This window comes from uncultured Microbulbifer sp. (assembly GCF_947498635.1).
GTDB lineage: Bacteria > Pseudomonadota > Gammaproteobacteria > Pseudomonadales > Cellvibrionaceae > Microbulbifer > Microbulbifer echini.
In genome coordinates, this window is the sequence record NZ_CANMKV010000048.1 from 1 (window position 1) to 17,684 (window position 17,684).

General features: G+C 49.0%; 12 protein-coding genes. 5 read left to right on the forward strand and 7 right to left on the reverse strand.

Annotation, left to right across the window (positions count from 1 at the left end):
* Positions 1–369: 369 nt before the first annotated feature.
* Complete coding sequence (locus tag Q1A69_RS17720; RefSeq protein ID WP_299588432.1) at positions 370–2,661, reverse strand: TonB-dependent receptor; 2,292 nt, start codon at positions 2,659–2,661, stop codon at positions 370–372.
* A 482-nt stretch (positions 2,662–3,143) separates the two neighbouring features.
* Between Q1A69_RS17720 and Q1A69_RS17725 the strand changes: the two genes are divergently transcribed.
* Both Q1A69_RS17725 and Q1A69_RS17730 read left to right on the forward strand, forming a co-directional pair.
* Positions 3,144–3,410: a hypothetical protein gene (locus Q1A69_RS17725; RefSeq protein WP_299588435.1), complete on the forward strand. Its 267-nt coding sequence runs from the start codon at positions 3,144–3,146 to the stop codon at positions 3,408–3,410.
* A gap of 6 nt (positions 3,411–3,416) precedes the next feature.
* On the forward strand, positions 3,417–4,637 hold the full coding sequence (locus Q1A69_RS17730; protein ID WP_299588438.1) for a phytanoyl-CoA dioxygenase family protein: 1,221 nt from the start codon (positions 3,417–3,419) through the stop codon (positions 4,635–4,637).
* 46 nt (positions 4,638–4,683) lie between these two features.
* Here the strand turns inward: Q1A69_RS17730 and Q1A69_RS17735 are convergent, their stop codons facing one another.
* Positions 4,684–5,748, reverse strand: coding sequence for an NAD(P)/FAD-dependent oxidoreductase (locus tag Q1A69_RS17735; protein ID WP_299588442.1), 1,065 nt, complete (start codon positions 5,746–5,748; stop codon positions 4,684–4,686).
* A 282-nt stretch (positions 5,749–6,030) separates the two neighbouring features.
* Here Q1A69_RS17735 and Q1A69_RS17740 point away from each other — a divergent pair, with 282 nt between their 5' ends.
* Together Q1A69_RS17740 and Q1A69_RS20445 are read left to right on the forward strand one after the other, a co-directional pair.
* Entirely contained in the window at positions 6,031–6,663 is a 633-nt protein-coding gene (locus tag Q1A69_RS17740; RefSeq protein WP_299588444.1) for a LysE family translocator, read from the forward strand.
* A 213-nt stretch (positions 6,664–6,876) separates the two neighbouring features.
* Positions 6,877–7,152 carry a DUF4870 domain-containing protein gene (locus tag Q1A69_RS20445; protein ID WP_366525608.1) on the forward strand — a complete coding sequence of 92 codons (276 nt, stop codon included), beginning with the start codon at positions 6,877–6,879 and terminating at the stop codon, positions 7,150–7,152.
* Positions 7,153–7,338: 186 nt separating this feature from the next.
* Here the strand turns inward: Q1A69_RS20445 and Q1A69_RS17745 are convergent, their stop codons facing one another.
* The 5 genes from Q1A69_RS17745 to Q1A69_RS17765 all read right to left on the reverse strand — a co-directional run bounded on the left by Q1A69_RS17745 (position 7,339) and on the right by Q1A69_RS17765 (position 15,186).
* Entirely contained in the window at positions 7,339–8,109 is a 771-nt protein-coding gene (locus tag Q1A69_RS17745; RefSeq protein WP_299588448.1) for a reprolysin-like metallopeptidase, read from the reverse strand.
* A 228-nt stretch (positions 8,110–8,337) separates the two neighbouring features.
* Positions 8,338–9,015 carry a hypothetical protein gene (locus Q1A69_RS17750; RefSeq protein WP_299588452.1) on the reverse strand — a complete coding sequence of 226 codons (678 nt, stop codon included), beginning with the start codon at positions 9,013–9,015 and terminating at the stop codon, positions 8,338–8,340.
* A 1,340-nt stretch (positions 9,016–10,355) separates the two neighbouring features.
* On the reverse strand, positions 10,356–14,306 hold the full coding sequence (gene cobN / locus Q1A69_RS17755) for a cobaltochelatase subunit CobN (protein WP_299588455.1): 3,951 nt from the start codon (positions 14,304–14,306) through the stop codon (positions 10,356–10,358).
* A 2-nt stretch (positions 14,307–14,308) separates the two neighbouring features.
* Positions 14,309–14,656, reverse strand: coding sequence for a DUF2149 domain-containing protein (locus Q1A69_RS17760; RefSeq protein ID WP_299588458.1), 348 nt, complete (start codon positions 14,654–14,656; stop codon positions 14,309–14,311).
* Positions 14,656–15,186: a MotA/TolQ/ExbB proton channel family protein gene (locus Q1A69_RS17765; protein WP_299588461.1), complete on the reverse strand. Its 531-nt coding sequence runs from the start codon at positions 15,184–15,186 to the stop codon at positions 14,656–14,658. Before Q1A69_RS17765 ends, Q1A69_RS17760 begins: the two co-directional genes overlap by 1 nt.
* 233 nt (positions 15,187–15,419) lie before the next feature.
* Here Q1A69_RS17765 and Q1A69_RS17770 point away from each other — a divergent pair, with 233 nt between their 5' ends.
* Positions 15,420–17,591, forward strand: a complete 2,172-nt coding sequence (locus Q1A69_RS17770; RefSeq protein WP_299588464.1) for a TonB-dependent hemoglobin/transferrin/lactoferrin family receptor — start codon at positions 15,420–15,422, stop codon at positions 17,589–17,591.
* Positions 17,592–17,684 lie beyond the last annotated feature (93 nt).

Here is a 17,684-nt window from a genome sequence, read left to right on the forward strand (position 1 = left end):
AATCCTAGTCAGATATTGGGAGAATATACGGCTGAGGCAGCAACCTAAAGGGTGATGCACTTCAGAGTTGAATGCAGCGAAGCTATAACTTACATTTAGCCTGCCGAACGAATAATTAGTACAACCCATCAATTTTGCAGCAACAATGCAGGCACTACCCCAGAAAACCTATCCAAGGAAAATCACTATAACGTTTGCTTTATAAGAGCATGGTTAATTGCCAAGGAAAATAACCAACCTGAATAATGCTATCTATTCGATCAAGCTGGTGACTTTAAGGATAAGTGGTAAAAACGTAGGCATAAAAAAGCCGCACAAAAATATTGTGCGGCAAAGATCAGAAAGCCTATGGGAGAGGCTTGAGCCGAACTAGAAGTCGTAAGCAATACTCAACTTGATATTGCGCGGCAGGATATAGCGGACATTGGAAGCCAGAGGATTACGAGGGTCACCCTCGGTAATGCCGTCTTCATCAGTGAGATTGTCCACCGAAAGCTGAACAGAAATATCGTTTAGATAAGCTATAGCCCCCAGGTCCACTTTGGTATACCCCGGCAAGGTCACTAAGTTTTCGCTGTCATTAAAACGATCCCCCACTCGGCTGATCCCACCAAATATTGCCATATCAATATTGTTGACGGTGAAATCATAGTTTTGGCTCAGGCGAACCTGATACTTGGGCTGGCGCATCACCTGATTGCCTTCGAATTGACCACTGGTAATTTCCGGCTTCTGTAGAGTGGCATTTAGGCCTAGGGTAAAGTCTCCCCAGTGCACCTTGCTATCCAACTCCAATCCCAGCGCCTTGGTCTCCAGGCGAGTACAGGTCCCACTACCAATAATGCAGTCCGGCATACCTTGGGTTTCGTTATAGAAGAAGGTGGCGAACAGGGAGTAGTCTTGATCCTGTAATTTATAGCCCAGTTCATACTGGTCGATATCGATGATCAAATCGGACCCCGCCAGGTAACGATCATCAAACTCGCGGTAGTTATCGAAGTCGGCAAATTTAAAACCGGAGTTGATGCGGAAGAAGGCACCCATGCTCTCTGCAAATGCCCAGTCCACTGCGGCGGTGTAGGCAAAGCCCTCCTCATCGGCTTTATAGGTGGTAAATACTCCGTCTCGAATCCCCTTATCGACCGAATAGTTGGTCTCACGATTGGCGGAGCGCAGCCCTAAATCAAAAGTAAAATCGCCCAGGTAGTACTCACCGGCCAGGTAGACAGCGATTTCACGCGCATCCCCCACCGCCTCCACATCGTACTTCCAACCACAGGTCAGTACATCGGGCACATTGTTACAGGCCAGCTCACCGGTAAGTGCGCCGCCATCGGCTGCTCCGGTGATCAGTTCGCCATCCTGACCGAGCACATAATATCGTTGGTTGCCGATGGACCACCACTCATCCACCTCCCAGCTGGAGGTGTAAAAACCGCCGGTGACTTTAACGTTATCCCACTCCTTGGCCAGACTGAAATCGTTGGTGGCTGCTTCAATATCCTTACGCACCACCCAGGCACCAAACTGTTGCACCAAGGTCTCGCCAGATAATTCAGCGCCCGAAGCTGTTATAACGGCCTGATCTGTGAGGGTATTCAGAGCCAGAGGCGCCCCATCCGGGACAAAGCCCAGGGTATCGGCACTACCGCTGGTCAGTGCAAAGCGCTCAGTAAGACTCCAGCCATCCCCTAGATCCAGCTCTAAATATGCACCGGCCACACTACCATCCCAGCCACGACCTTCCCCCAGATCAAAGGTTTGCCAGCGCACAGTCGTCCCACCGCTGCCATCACCCTGTGTAACAGGCACAGAGACCTTTCGATTACTCTGGCCAACCTGGGTGTAATCGGTGGGCAGGAAAGCGGCGTTGGGTAAATACCAGGTGCCGGTATCCTTCGTGTCACGCACATAAAAACCGGCTTTGCCGCTGTCCATCTCTTTGGTCAGATGTAGGGTGAACTGATGGCCCTCCTCTGCATTGAATCCGGCATCGCGGATACCTGGAGAAGTGCTTAGGTAACCGCCCAGCATGTAGTAAACATCGTCACTGAGCTTGCCGGTTAACACAGCATCCGTACGCTGAAGATCGTAATCGGAAGTGGTGTATTTAAAACGGCCCTCGGTTTCTTCAGTCCCCTCTTTCAGGATGAAGTTAGTAGTAAGACCGGGCTGTCCGTTTGAATAGACTGGGTTGGGGCCACCCCGCAGCCCCTCAACCCGCTGAATGGTGTCATCCACGCGAAACAGTGAAGAGTTCTCCAGAAAAGAAAGTGTCGGCGCCGGATAGAGCGGCAGGCCGTTCATAGACACCGTGACGAAAGGCGCGTCGCTGCCACCGGGAAAGCCTCGCACATCGATATTTGCGCCAGATACACCACCGGAACTCTCAACCCAAAGACCCGGAATAGACTTCAGCAGATCAGCGGTGCTCGACGGAGAAGCCTTACCAATCTCATCGTCACCCAGAGTAGTAACTGAGAAGCTAGCTTCCAGCTTTCTAACACCGGTACCACCGGGAGTCCCCGTGGTGATGACTTCCTCGATCATCCGCTCTTCCCCGCTTACCGGTGACACAGTCTCCTGGGAAATGGCTGCGCCACACAAACCTATCGATACGGTCGTCAGAGTGACCGCCAGCGCTAGAGGCCTCTTTTTCATCAACTCTTCCCTCTCATCGTCATTCTTATAAATTTTTTTGGTGTGGCCAATTTAGGCCCATAGCCTCAATCGATGACGGCCATAAGCCAGGCCTGCCCTGTGAGACAACACCTTCTAGGCACTATAATTTGACAATGCAATCGATTGCAAGGCGTGTTTGGGGTCATTCTGTAGGATTTAGTCACATTTACTAAATAAGTTGATCGCAGCCAGATATCCTCCCCCGGTAGCCACACACAATGGGTCAGAGGCCAAAATTGCTTATTGCTTTGAAAGCGGGGAAAGGCGTTCCTACAGTTTTATGGGTCTTCTTAGCGAGGCTGTTCGAACCGCATTGACACAGCGCTCGACAACCCGCTCAGAAGTCGCTGCCGTTCAACTGAGGACTCCAAATGGCCAACAGCACCTGCCAACAAACTGACAACCATTCCCACAAACATGGGCCGCATTGTGGGCACCCCGCCATTCGACACGGAGACCATGTGTGCTACGTGCATGATGGCCACCTGCACCATCCTCACCGGGACCACTACGACGAACACGTTCTAGAGGTGAGCACAAAAAACCCGAATGACTGCAATCCCATCAACGCAAGTACCCATGCAACTCACGTTCACGGGGAGAACTGCAGCCACACACGGATTCCCCACGGCGACCACTTCGACTATCTGGTGGATGGGCGCCTACACCATGTCCATGGCGACCATTGTGATGATCACGGGCCAGTGGAAGTCATTCATGAGCGGTAGGTCGCAATGCCGAAAAACAGCACACTGGCGGAGATGCACAAGGAAGCTGGCACCCTCCAAGAACTGGCCCAATTTCCCATTACCTGGACCCAGCGGCTAAAAGTAATTGGGCTGGTATCAGCTATAGGTTTCTACAAACTCTTTTTTCTTCCATGGAAGAAAAAAGAGCGACAGCAACTTTTTGCAACGCTGGATCAGCTAACAAACTTAACGATTGACCTCCCCACCCCATCGGCCACCCAACAAGACAGCAGGTACTTCCTGAGCGCACAGGACCGCACATTCTTCACAAAAAACGGTTACCTACCTCCCTTTCGGGTAATTTCCAGTGAAGAGGCAAGCGCACTAAAAGAGCTTGCTATTCGAGAGTACAAAAGTGGCTTTGGCGGCATATCCTACTTAGGCAGTAAGATTCGCGACATAGAGAAGAAATACAATCGTTGGACTATCGAATATGCAGGCCTGTACCAGGCCCTGCGGCTCAAACCGTTTAGAGAGCTTTTGCGAAAGCCTCAAATTGCTGAGCGATTAACGAGCCTGCTCGGAGATGAAATTCTATGCTGGCGCACGCAGTTCTTCGATAAAATGCCCGGTGCAGAAGGCACCGCCTGGCACCAAAATGCCACATTTCGTGAAGCGGGCAAATATGCGAAATTACAACCCACGCAAAAAACATCTCCCGCATTGATTCAACTGAATGCCTGGGTAGCCTTGAGCGACTCTACCAGAGAGAACGGCTGCCTGCGTATTTTGCCTGGCTCCTTCACAGATGCCAGAATAAATTACCTCTATGAATTTATCCCGGAAAATGAACTTTTCTTTTTTTCGCTTCTACCATTCTCCCCTTCCTTTCTCTATAAACTCGGTAAAATTGCTTTATATGGAAGGCTTTTCCATAAGAGTGCCGTTATTTTATTCAGCGCAGAAAAACTTTTGGGGGATAACTTTTTTGACCAATTTGAAGTCAAGGATCTGGAGATGAAAGCCGGTGAGTGCCTGATTTTTTCCTCTCTAAATATGCACGCTTCCTACCCCAACACTTCCAGAAAGGATGAACGATTCTCTTTTGTGGGACGCTGTACAGCTAACCATGTAAAAGTCGCCCCACATGGCAAAGACAGGTACCCGAGTCTTGAAGGACCAATAGAGTATATGATACCCGAAGTAAGTACCTTTCAGGTTTATGGGAAAGATACCTATGGACTGAATAAAATTCTGGATGACTGACTCTAGCTCATCAATAGTCATCCAACATCTCAGTGGAACTATGCAATTAAATTTCCGTTAAATGACGAATATAACCGCGACGAATTACGGGCACAACATCGATAGCTTTAACCAGAATCCATAACCCGCATTTCATCAGAAAGTTATTTGAAGTCACTACCTTTCGGGCAAATTCAGTTTTCCTAATTACTTCTTTAGCTATTTTGTGGCGTTCACAGGCATATTGTTCCACTTCCCCTCGAGAAATGGCCCCAGCTGCGGCCACAGCATCGGCAATTCCCAAGTTCATTCCCTTGCCGCCGACCGGTGAATGACAGTGGGCCGCATCTCCAGCGAGCAGGACCCTATTTTTATAATAGGTTTCTGCCTGCCTGACGGATATCTGGAAACTGCCCAGGCTGTGTACTTTTTTAATATCAAGAGGCTGCCGAAGGGCGGAAAGCGCATCCTCTTTAGAAGAAACCACCCTGACATGCCCCCGTCCTAGTGGCAAAACAATACTCAGACTGTTGCCCGGCTCCTGTAAGTTCACCGTAACCAAATTGGGAGGTATGTACCCGTTTACCTCTACATCGGCAATCGACCACCACTCTGGTAAATCTAGTCCTGGATACCCTATTGCCATTTTCTGACGAACCAGAGAGTAAACGCCATCAGCACCGATCACCCAGTCGAAAGATTCCTTGTAATGATTAGAATATTCCACTACTGCAGAGGAGTCTTGACTGGCAATATCGGTTAATTGCAAACCATACTGCACATCAACCCCCCGCTCCCTGAGTACACCCGCCAAAACCGATTCTGTTTTATTTTGCGGAAAAAAAAGTCCGACCTTCCCTAGGTATTCTTTAGAGGAAAGGTCGAGAAACAACAAGCGCCGCCCATTTCTCAGATATTGAAGCCCCCGCATCGGCACCGCCTCAGAGAATAAATCCGCGGAAACGCCAATACTACTGAGTAGCTCAATCGTAGAAGGGAAGATACCAACAGCACGAGAGAGCTGGGAGGGCTGACTGCGGCGCTCAATGATCTGACAATCGATCCCTTGCAACGATAATGCACAGGCGGCAGTGAGGCCCGTTGTCCCCGCCCCAACAATCAGAACTCTCATCAATCACTCACCGATCAGCATGCTTCTCTAGAGCATAGAAGAGCCCCCTTTAAGCATCATCCCGGTAAACTAGTACAAACCACGACCGACTAATATTGCGTGAGATCACACCACGGAGGCTGATATTGTCGACCTATTAGCTAACTTAGAGAACTTATAAGCAAAAGAGCCAGGGACCCCAGGAGGTTACTCTAGTGAAATTGCATGATATCTATCTGAGGGGTGGGCTGCGGGCATTACAGCTATAATGGCGCCCCAGAAAATTTCTCTAGAGTCAATTTAATGCCCGAAATTCCGATTTTAGTGACATTCCTTGGCGCATCTGCCCTGCTGGCACTCTCTCCTGGGCCGGACCTGCTATTACTATCAACGTACTCGGCAGCCCGAGGTTTTATCGCTGGTTTTTTGCTCAGTCTGGGTATATTTCTGGCAGGGCTAACGCAAACGTTCCTTGTGGCCTTTGGTCTCGGGCACATCATGCAGACGATTCCTGTTGTTGCCCTGGCGGTAAAGACACTAGGAGCACTTTACCTGGCGTGGCTCGGGATTAACTTAATACGCCAGTGGCGTTCCAATTTAGGAAACACTCAAAGGCAAGCAGTCACCGAGCCTCTGAGTGCCTCACAACTCCTCAGCAGAGGGCTGATCAACAATTTAATGAACCCAAAGGCTTTAGTTTTTTTCAGCTTATTTTTACCGCAATTTACGAGCCCTACCCAGCCCATCACCCAACAGATACTGCTACTAGGATTTTTCCTAAGTACTATTGCACTCACTGTAAACACAGCAATTTCTTTCTCTTTTAGCAGGCTGAAGCAGACACTGAGTCATCAATCAGCATTCAGCCGACACTTCGACGGTTTTTTAGGTGTGGTATTCCTAGGCCTGGCCGGTCGCCTGGCGTCAGAACACTGAGAGCTAGGAATGGGGAAAAAAGCAACAGAGAAAGGCAAGCGCGAGGCATCTGACCACCACGGCAGACAAGTGGCTTTGATCCAAGCCGTAAAGCGAGTAATTTCAGCCGTTAATTAACAGGAGTATGCTGTAATGGATAACTACAAACCATGGGGACTAGAAAGAAACACCTTTCTAGTTCTTTTACACCTAAGCTAACTGGCCTGGATTATTATCCCTGGAGCCGGATTCGTATTACCTGTTATTATGTGGGCAACCACTAAAGATCAGGTCATTGAAGTTGATCGCCATGGCAAGATGATTTTCAACTGGATGATCAGCTTGTTTATCTACTCCATCATAAGCACTATTCTAATTATCCTGGGCGTCGGTCTTTTAGGATTGTTAGTTCTAGCCTTAATCAATGTAATCTTTATCCTTATCGGGGCTGTTCGAGCCAACGATGGGATATTCTGGCGATATCCACTCAGTATTCGTTTTTTTAAATAAGTTTAAAGATATCCTCAATCTTTAAACTTGAGGTTTTCCCAGTTATCTTTGCGTTTTATAAATAGCGGAATATGAAAGCCAGGGAAAACCCTGGCTTTCATCTAGCCGATGACTAGAGGCGCAAGCTAAGGCTAATATCTGCAAATAGCCAGCGTGCTGTTTTTATCGTAAAGATAAAGCGGGTTATTAATAGTAACCAGCAACATCGTCAACGATCGGGCCCAGTGCTTTGTAGGCATTGGAAATATCCTTGCCGTTAGAACGCTCACCACAAGGCAAACCACCACACTCATTCCAGTCAGGATCAGAGAACCAATCGTACTGGGTAACATTGGATCCGTATCTCCACGGGTAAGCCATAATAGTGGAGAACTTGTTGTCTACACCATGGCCCATACCATAAGAGTAAACGCCACCAGAAGTATCACCCTGCTTGGTGGAGTGCGTCAGACCCATGTTGTGGCCCAGCTCATGGACGAAAGTGTTATAACCACAGTCAACACCAGTCACGCTGTAAGCACGCTCTTTAGCGCTGTTGTACATGGTGCCATTGCTACCTTGGCCAACCCAGGCAATGCCACAAGTAATGTAGGTGCTACCGTTCTCAACAACCTCTTCGGCTTTCGTCAGGAAAACCACCATGTCGGCTTTTTTGGACGAGCGCCAGCTATTCACGCTGTCGTGAAAAGTGATCAGGTCCAGAGTTGCTTCGTTAACACGAAAGTCAGAACTGGAAGCTTCCCAGCTATCAACCAGATTCAGCTGGATATCAACACCATTCCTTTTAAAGGAATTATTGGCATAGCTGATGTAGTTATCAATTTTTGCAGAAATGTCACCGGTGTGCTGTGCAGCTGGATCGGTGTACATAATAGCAATATCAACAGTTTCGGCAGTTGCAGCAGCAGAAACGGTCAGTGCAGCAATAGTAGCTGCCAGGCTTTTCTTAAAACTCACTATAGACTCCTTTTATTATAAGTAGTGCATACTCTATTTTTGACAACCAGTAAATTTACTGCCTGCCTGATAGTGTGTTAGCAATACGCAATTAATACCCTGACTCGACTAAAAGATCGTCCTGAATTTTTAACCGCCTGTGAAGATAAACTTCTGGTATTCGCAGGATTTACATCAGCTCTCCTTAGCTTGATTATCGATTTGAAGAAATACCTTCAATCAATTCTTTTACTCAAAATCATTTAGAGGAACGTCACTGTCTTTCCAGTCTTTTTCGCGCTGCGCCTCAGATGATAGGTCTTTATCATGCTTCTCAACATGACTTGAAATTAGGGCACCGTTGGGTGCAATCCACGCATATCCATCCTGGGCTTCAAGGGTATAAGAGCCTGCGGGCGTGTTTAGCTGGGCATACACGGAGCTTTTACCGATAGTCAAAGTGGCTCCATGCAATCTAGACTGGCCCAAAAAGTTCAATTGCACACTTTTATTCCCGCTTGCATGCTGCTCAACATCACCGACCTGGGCGTCATAGACACTTTCAAGACCCGGCAGATCAATATCAACATAGTCGCCGGTTTCAAGTCCCCTCAACCTCTCCATATCAAGTTCCAGATAGGTTTCCCCATTGAGATCTACGGGTAGGCGTCCATTTTCATGCAACACCTCTCTTGCAAGATCTGATTCTGACCAAAGTGATTTTTCACTATCTGCAACAACTTCTTCCGGAATTCCGCTGTCATCAACAGTCTCGGCAGAAGAAGATTCAACGGGAACCCTGTCAACGACCATTTTAGGCTCAGGTAATTTAGCGGAATGTTCTACTTGGGCAGGCTGGCTTTTAATCCAGAAAAAATAGCCTGCGCCCAAAAACAGAATCAACACAGGAAACGCCAATTTCTTCACGGCTTACACCCCAAACAATTATTTATAAAAAGTCGCACCCAAAACAGGTGAAAACAGCTTCACGGCCTCTTACACCAAACAATAATGAGGTATAAATAGAGATTCCTAAGCCGCCCCGAAAGAGACGCACTATAGTATCAACACCTCAAAATTTATTTGGAAAGTACTTCACAGAAGAAAACGAAACCAAATTTTTTTTTGTGAACCCTCTCACCTCAGCGAGAAAATTTACACATCTCAGCGAGAAAATTTACACATCTCAGCGAGACAGACATAGGTCCATCGACTCGACTATAAGTTCAATAAAATTTCCCACACTCTTAATTTCGGCACCAAATGGCAAGAATCAAAATAAAAAAACAAAACTGAACACTCAACCCAGCCAAAAATGACGACTCAATCCCACAATGAAAGCAACCCTCTTCACACAGTACTCACTTCACTCTGGGCAGATTTTTACCGGGTAAAAATTAGCCACCTATAAAAAGTATTCCTATTGCAGAATTTCCCTACTCTGATTACCCCTCAGCAGAGATTAAGTGACATAGATCTCACCACAGCCACTTTGCAACCTTAATCAGGCCCTCACTTTTTAAAGCCAGGCCACTCACTCCACTTAGATATCTGTGGCATTTTTTTAGAAAAATGAAACCTGAATGGCTTTGCATGACGAACCAAACCATTTACAGCCTTCACAACCTGGAGGCTTGAAACCAGTCCCTGCATTTTTCTTTAAAAGTCAATCACACACTTAACCCACCAGACGTGGGAGGAACACCTTTAGGCGGCTCCTGAAATTTCAACAAAAGGACTGAGCTATGCACGCTTTGCTCCGAAAAAATGGTTTCAACTGGAACTATTTTTTGCTTTCTCTTCATTAGTATTTTTTCTGAACACTGCAGAAGACAACTCCGATACCCCCCACAAGAAATAGGCTCTAGCCATAAACCCAGAAAGAGCAGCAAAAATTTTTTATCATTTTCAATTTTCTTGGTATATATTTCCGGCTCTTGCCAAGAGTTGCCATTCCGACACAATAAATCTGAGCACTCTGTCACGTTAGGGCTTTACCCTTCTTAACACTCCCTGTATTTCTGAGACGCTTCACCAAGATTTCCACGCAATAATTTTTTCAGAAATTTTTTACACCGATTCCAATAGGACTTGGCCGTACTCAGTTTTTTAGGCGTGGCGAACAGTAGTCAGTAAGGTGGGACTTAGAGGTATAAGATTGGCGGATTCGCCCTAGAGAAGGCCAGCGCTAAAGGAGAGTGCAGCTGGTTTGGTGTGATAGGCAGTAGTTGAAAAAATTGAGGGGGCTGTTGCACAGCCCCCTCCCCTTAAGCGTGGGTAATTCGCTGATTACCCATAATGAAAAACCGATCAAAAAACACACTCAAAAAGCCTGCCAGTAAAATTCCCAGCAACACCAACCACAAAAACTCCTGTGTCTTTTGTTGTGGTTTGAGCTCTTGTACTTGCTCAAGTTTCTGACCACTAACCTGTTGAGGCTCAGCCGTGCTGGCCGCAACATCATTAACCGCCTGATTACTCAACAAGGGCGTAAGACCAAAGCCAAGGGCCTGCTCGCTCACAAAGTCAGAAAACTTCTCATTGTCTGTTGCGACATCATATTGATTGGCAAGCTCAGTGTACGTCTCTACCATTTTTTTGAGTGTTTCCGCATCGGCCGGCCAATAGCCTTTACGCACAGCCTCAAGCATTCGCTCCAGCATTTGCGCCATCGCTTCGGCGTTGTGCTCCTCGAAGAATTCACGCATGTCCATCTGGTATTTATCCTCCACATAGACCTCGAACATTTCCTGCCACTGGTCATCGCGGATCGTTTCCGGAGTCATCACCTCCCAGCCCCACATATTATTCACCCTATCCAGAATTGCTGTGGCCCCGGCATAGCCGGACTCCTGCATTGCATGAATCCAGCGCGGGTGAAAATAACGGCTGCGCATTTCCTGATTGACAAATTCTCCCAATGTCTGGGTTTTGATGTTGTCCTTACGGCGCAGGTTTGCGACATACATCTCCGGTGTCTTGCCATCCAGGTTACGCACGGCAAGGCCCATACCGCCAAAATACTGGAAGGGGTCGTCGTTGGTCATCATGGCGTAGAGGTTAGTGGAACGAGAAAAAATCACTCCGTCGGTACCCGACAGTACCCGGCCATACAGCGCAGCGTTACGCGAATCTTCGCTCCAACGGGATTCATCTTTGCCGTAGGCAAAACCCATACGGCGCATATATAAGTCTGCCAGTTTGTCGTCGGTCTCCCAGCTATCAGAAGCTAGGCTGGCGCCATTCAGGCCGGTACCGTAGTTACCACTCTCATTGGAAAAGATTCGCACCGAAGAGAGGTAGCGGGCATCTTCCTCAGAGTTACCCTCCTCCACTAGCTGTTGTTGCAGGGCCTGACTGTGGCGATAGACAAAATTATTCTCCTCCTTCATCTGTGCCACCTTGTCGATTGCCTCAGCTAGCCACAACATCACATTGGGGAAAGCATCGCGATACAACCCCGTTGCCGAAATCACCACATCAATACGCGGACGCTTCAACTCCGAATAGGGAATCACCTCAGTTCCGGTCACATTGCCCTGCGGGTTCCATTTTGGCTTGAGCCCCAAGGCATGCAGTATCTGTGCTTCAAGTGCGCCCTGATGGCGCATGGTTTCCAGGGACCAAAGTGAAAAGGCCAACTTATCTGGGAAGCGTCCGTGCTTTTCACGGTAGTCGGCGATGGTTTGTTCCATTAACTCTACGCCAGCTTCATAGGCCTCTTTGGAGGGTACTTTCGCCGGATTGAATCCAATCAAGTTGCGCCCCGTGGGCACGGCTTGGGGATTGCGAATGGGGTCACCCCCATGACTGACCGGGATATACTTGCCATCGAGTGCCGACATCAAGTTTCGCAATTCGGCAATATTGGCAAAATTCTCGGCATACTCGCGGCCCTGCTGCAACTGCTTTTGCAATCCCGCGGAGATTTCTGGCAACTTCTCGCCCGCAAGGTAGGTCTTTAATAGCTGAAACCCGGGCTGGGCCTCCAAGGCGACTACATTGCGCTCATCGCGCTGCTGTTCATCCGGTAGACTGAGGTTATGCTCAGCCTCAAATTTCCCCGCTGCTGTGATGTAGCCCTCGCCCAGCATTTGCAACATGGTGCTGGTGAGATGTTCAGACTTGGGTAGTTGACCGAAACGATGAATACCCAGCGGCTGGCTCATTTCTGCCAACTGGCCGAGGTGATCCTGCAGACGGCTGAGCTGGTGATCAAAATCAGCCCGCAAAGCTTCCGCGCTAATCTCCAGATCCTTAAGCATATTGAGCGTGTCGGCCAGCTCAATAATGCGCGCCTGCGTATTCTGACGAGTCTTCCCCTCTTCCAAAATCAGGTAGTTGCCAATCAGCTCCGAAAGTTCGGCGACTTCCGCATAGAGACCTGCTTTGGCAAAGCCCGGTGTCAGGTGGCTGATCATGGTGGCGCGTCCGCGGCGTTTGGCCTGCATGGCTTCACCAACATTGTCAATAATGTAGGGATAAAACACCGGGATATTTCCCAGGGCCAAATTGGGTGCATCGTAGACAGAAAGTCCTCGCTCTTTTCCTGTGAGCCACTCCTGCGAGCCGTGGGTACCCAGGTGAATATAGGCATCGGCCGCAAAGGTTTTACGCGCATAAAGATAAACTGCCAGGTAGGCATGGTTCACCGGGCTCTTCATATCGTGGTAGAGAGCCGAGTGATCCCCGGCTGTATCAGCACGCACACCTTGAGGCAGTACTACCAGGTTGCCCAAAGTCATGCGCGGTATCACAAAGGCCGGCTCACCGTTGTGCTCGGCCAACATGGCATTATCTCCCGGCTCTCCCCAGCGCTCCACGATTGGCTCACGTACTGAAGCCGGCAGAGCATTAAACCAATCCAGGTAAGTGGACAGCGGCATCCAATCTGCTAATCCTTTATCAATCAACGTAACGCTCTCTTCGCGGCGGTAATAAGGGCGCAATAACTGGCCCGCCCAGTCGATCAAGGTCTTGGAGTCCCGCTGGTCTATTTGGTAACCGCGCTCTGCCATGGCCTGGGCGATCGACTCTATAGAAGAAGGAACATCGAGAAAGGCCGCACCAATATTTTTTTCGCCTGGGGGATAATTCCAAATAAAGGTGGCGACCTTTTTTTCGGAGTTTGGCTTTTGCCCCAGAGCGGCATGGCGCCAGGCACGCTCCACTAGAGCGTTCATCTGAACTTCCATTACCGATCTATCGCCCTCCTCTTGCGCGGCAATAACAACCGGGTCAATGCTGCCGGTATCTTCCGGCATTACTAGGAAGAAAGGTGTTAGAGAAGGAGAGACACCACTATGATCTGCAAAGTAATCTGCCTCACTGCCCTCGGTATAATTCAGGGCATGAATCACCGGCACACCCAGTTTTTCGAACTCGGCGCGGCGCTTGCTCACATAATGTAAGGAGCGGTAATTGATCATTAGATCAATACGAGTGTGCCCTTCTCCATCCTGCAACAGATCCGGGTAGGACAGGGGCAGGTCTTCGCCTTCAAAAAAGAAGGCGAACGCCTTGGCACCTTTCATTTCCAGCCCCTGCAATAGGGTATCCACCACCTGCTGCTGTTCGTAATCTACCACCGAGCGATGAATAGCCACGGCTATCACCGGCTGTTGATCCGCAGGTTGTAGCCAGCGGAAGAAGTCTTCTTCACGATCGGTCACCAGCTGCTCCCAGCGCGGGTGATAAAAACCCACTTTCGGAACAGCATATGGCTCCGGCACATTAGCTGAGGAAAAGTTAAATATCTCTGTCGCAAGGAACTGCATCAGGTGGCGATAGTTTTGCCGGCCGGCATTATTAAAGTAGGCTGCAACCGCTTCATGCTGTACCAATGGTAAGCCCTGATTCATCGCTTTATTCGATAAATCCCCCAAAGACACTACCGGTACTTCGGGGTACTGGCTGAGCAGCGGTTCGAACTTGCCAAACATAAATTGGGAAAGTGCCGGATTGATACCATCCAATAGCACAAGATCCGCCGAGCCCCATGCCTGGGCGGTTTGCTCTTCACTCTTGCCCTTGCTGTTAAACACTTCCAGCGCGAACGGATGATCTGCGGCCAGTTCGGAGAGCAACCTGCCCTTGGCCTTAGCGGTATGGCTGGACATCATTAATAAAACTTTGGGCTTCTCATTGGCTTGCGTGACCATCCCACAAAGCGACGCAACAACAAAGCTCACCAGAAATACACAGGCTTTCTTCAACACGACTAGTTACCTCCTGCGGCCTTATCTTTTGAGGGCGTTTCTTTGCCTTCCGGTACATACACCAGACTGCCGTCTGCCATTTGATAGGCGACCCCCGCACGAGTGCCCTCTCCCGAACCAATTTCGCCGGAGGATTTGTACTGCTTAATTTCTTCTCCGTCTTTTACGATCACTTCCATATTGGGCTCACCGGCATTTTTGATCACCGTGACCTTTTCATTGGAAAATACATTTAGCGGGTTTTGCGCGATGGCAATAAGCAGTGCGGCAATAATCACTAGAAAAACATCAATCAAGTTCACCGCGCTTAAAATTGGATTGAGCTCTTCATCTTCATCCAGGAAGCGCATCAGGAGGCCTCCTTTAACTTACGAATGTTAATTAGCTCGGCGGCAAACCAGCGTTTCTTCACTGAGGCTGGCCAGAAGGTAAGGGTAGAAATTACCAGTCCCCAAATTACCGCAGCGAAGGCAATAATCAGATTTTCGCTAATACCCTGAATATTGCCATCGGCCAGTGCCCGCAATGCCGGCCCCATGGGGATCATGGTGGCGATCAGGCCTAGCATGGGGGCGATACGGGTCGCCATACGCAGCAATTCCAATTTTTTTAGGGCGAAAACCTCCAGCTCGTCATCACAAGCCAAAGGATGTTGCACGTAATAATTGTGTACCTGATACCCCGGCAAACCCTCTATCCGACCTTGTTGCAAGGCCAAGCGATAGCTGTCCGCATTGCGGCCACGCAGCACCCACAACGAAATAAATCGCCCGATGGCGAATAATGAGTAGACAAACAGGGCCAAAATCGCCAATAGGACTGGGGCCATAAACAAATCGGCCACGTCCGCCATTAGGTTTTCAACTATCGAAATATTCATTGCAAGCCTCCTCAGCCCAGCACTTCCACTCTTGATCAATGGCCGCGGAAACTAGCGGAAGTACCCGCTAACGTCAAATTTAATCTAATTGATAGTGATTCGCATTTAGCTTTACATTATTAAAATCATCCCTATAATTCTCCACCAGCTGGCCCTGGCGGTGGACTTTTACACCAGCCCCTGTGGCCAACCGACAAGTGCAGCAATATAGAATCCATCTCAAGGACAACACCATGAAACTTCGCCCTCTCGCAGCGGCCTTATTGGGCTTGGCCTCCGCCTCTGACCTGCATGCCGATAGTTCCGAATCTACAGCGAGTAACGATCTAGAACTGATCGTTGTCAGTGGCCGTGCGGAGAAACCGCTGAAGGATGTTGCGGGCAGTGTTTCTGTTGTCACCAATGACGAAATTGAGCAATTACAGCTGAGCGACATGAATCAGCTGTTCCAATACGAACCAGGCGTGGAAGTAACCGGTGCCGCCGGCAGTGCGCAAAATATCCTGGTACGCGGCATGGGTGGAGACCGTGTACTGATCATCAAAGACGGTATGCGAGTGAATGAAGGCTATGGAGCGAATGGTCAGAATGACATCATTGGCCGCGGCTTTATTGAGGTGGATACCCTAAAGCAGGTGGAAATTGCCAAAGGCGCTGCCTCCTCGCTGTACGGCTCGGATGCTTTAGCGGGTATCGTGGTGTTTACCACCAAAGATGCCAATGACTATCTGGAAGATGGCGAACAGTTCGGTGGCGCAGTCAAAACGGGATATACCGGCATTACCCATCAATCACACGTCTCTCCTACCCTGGCCTTACGCACCGGCCATTTTGAACAGCTGTTGCATATGACCTACCGTGATGGCGAGGAACAGCAAAACTTCGACGAGAGTCAAAACCCCTTCGAGATAGAATCCAAGAGCCTGCTATACAAAGCCAAATACAAGCTCGACGGCGAAGATTTCATCAATTTCACTATCGACCACTGGAATCAGGAAAGTACCGGTGACAGTGCAGATGGTCTCCTTCACTATTTCCGTGGCCTGGCCGACTATGGCTACAACATCAAAAAAGAGCAGTCCCTCTCCGACAAACAGACCCGCGCTTACCAGTTGCGCTACCACAGCGAAACCCCAAGCGCACTTTATGGCCAGTTGAACATCAACCTGTATAAAAATGAATCCGAGCAGGAGGACGAACAGTACGCACAGCTGGATATCAACGCCCCCATGTTCGGTGTTATTGAAATCCGTGATATGTGGGAAACCAGCCTGTACAGTCAGGACACGATTGGCCTACTGTCCAATGCCAGCAAAATCCTGAACGAAACCCACATCCTGGGATATGGCCTCGACCTGGAACAAACCGAAAGCCAGCGCAGCGTTCACCAATATCGTGAAGTGAAAGGCAATTCCACCCTGGATGTAACCACAGAAAAATTCCCAAAGAACGAAGTCTCCCGCGCAGGCCTGTTCCTTAACGATGAAATGACTTTTGCCAATGGCCAACTGACCATCACTCCCGGCGTACGCTACGACTGGTACGAAATGGACCCCAATGGCGCAGAGAAATCTGACGGTACCCCCTTTGCCACTATTGAAGAGAGTAATTTCTCATTTAATTTGGGTGCCCTGTATAGAATCAATTCGCAACTATCCGCTTTCGCCCAATACGGGCAAGGTTTTAAGGTACCGGCCTACGATCTGGCCTATATCGAGCACTACTTGCAGCCAACTTCCAGCTACGCCTACCAAATATTACCGGCGGATGACCTCGATCCCGAAACCAGTAACACCTTCGAGCTCGGCCTGCGCGGCCATCTGGGCCCGATTGCCTTCAGTACCGCGGCCTTTTACACCGAATACGATGATTTCCTGGAAACCGTACTGATAAACAGCGAAATCATGAACAATGACGACGGCAGCTTCTCCCACGTATTCGAGCAATACCAATACCAAAACATCGACTCTGTGACGATCAAGGGAGTTGAGTTGAGTGCTAACTGGTATCTGACCCCAGCATTTGAACTATTTGCTAATGCCAGCTACCAACGTGGTGAAAACGATACCACTGGTGAATACCTCACCACTATCAGCCCTCTTTCCGGCGTGGTGGGTGCCAGCTACACCAGTGCGAAACTCTCTAGCCAGGTACTGCTACGCTGGGCAGACCGGATGAATCGCGTTAATGATGGGAAAGCCGAAGTTCCGAATTATGGCGTAGTGGACTGGACCCTGGGTTATCAGCTGATGCACAAGATGTCCTTTAATCTGGCCGTTAACAACTTGCTCAACAAGGAATATGTGCCCTACCTGAACGTGGCTGGTTGGGATAAAGGCAGTGACCTCACGATAAATTCCGCACCGGGGCGCACTTTCTCGGCATCCCTTAAGTACGATTTTTAAAGACGTTTTTATGATTGTTGATCCGGCGAGTTAGTGTATCGCCGGGTTGATGCGGCACAGCGGATGTGCCGGGCTGGTCACGGCCAGCACACC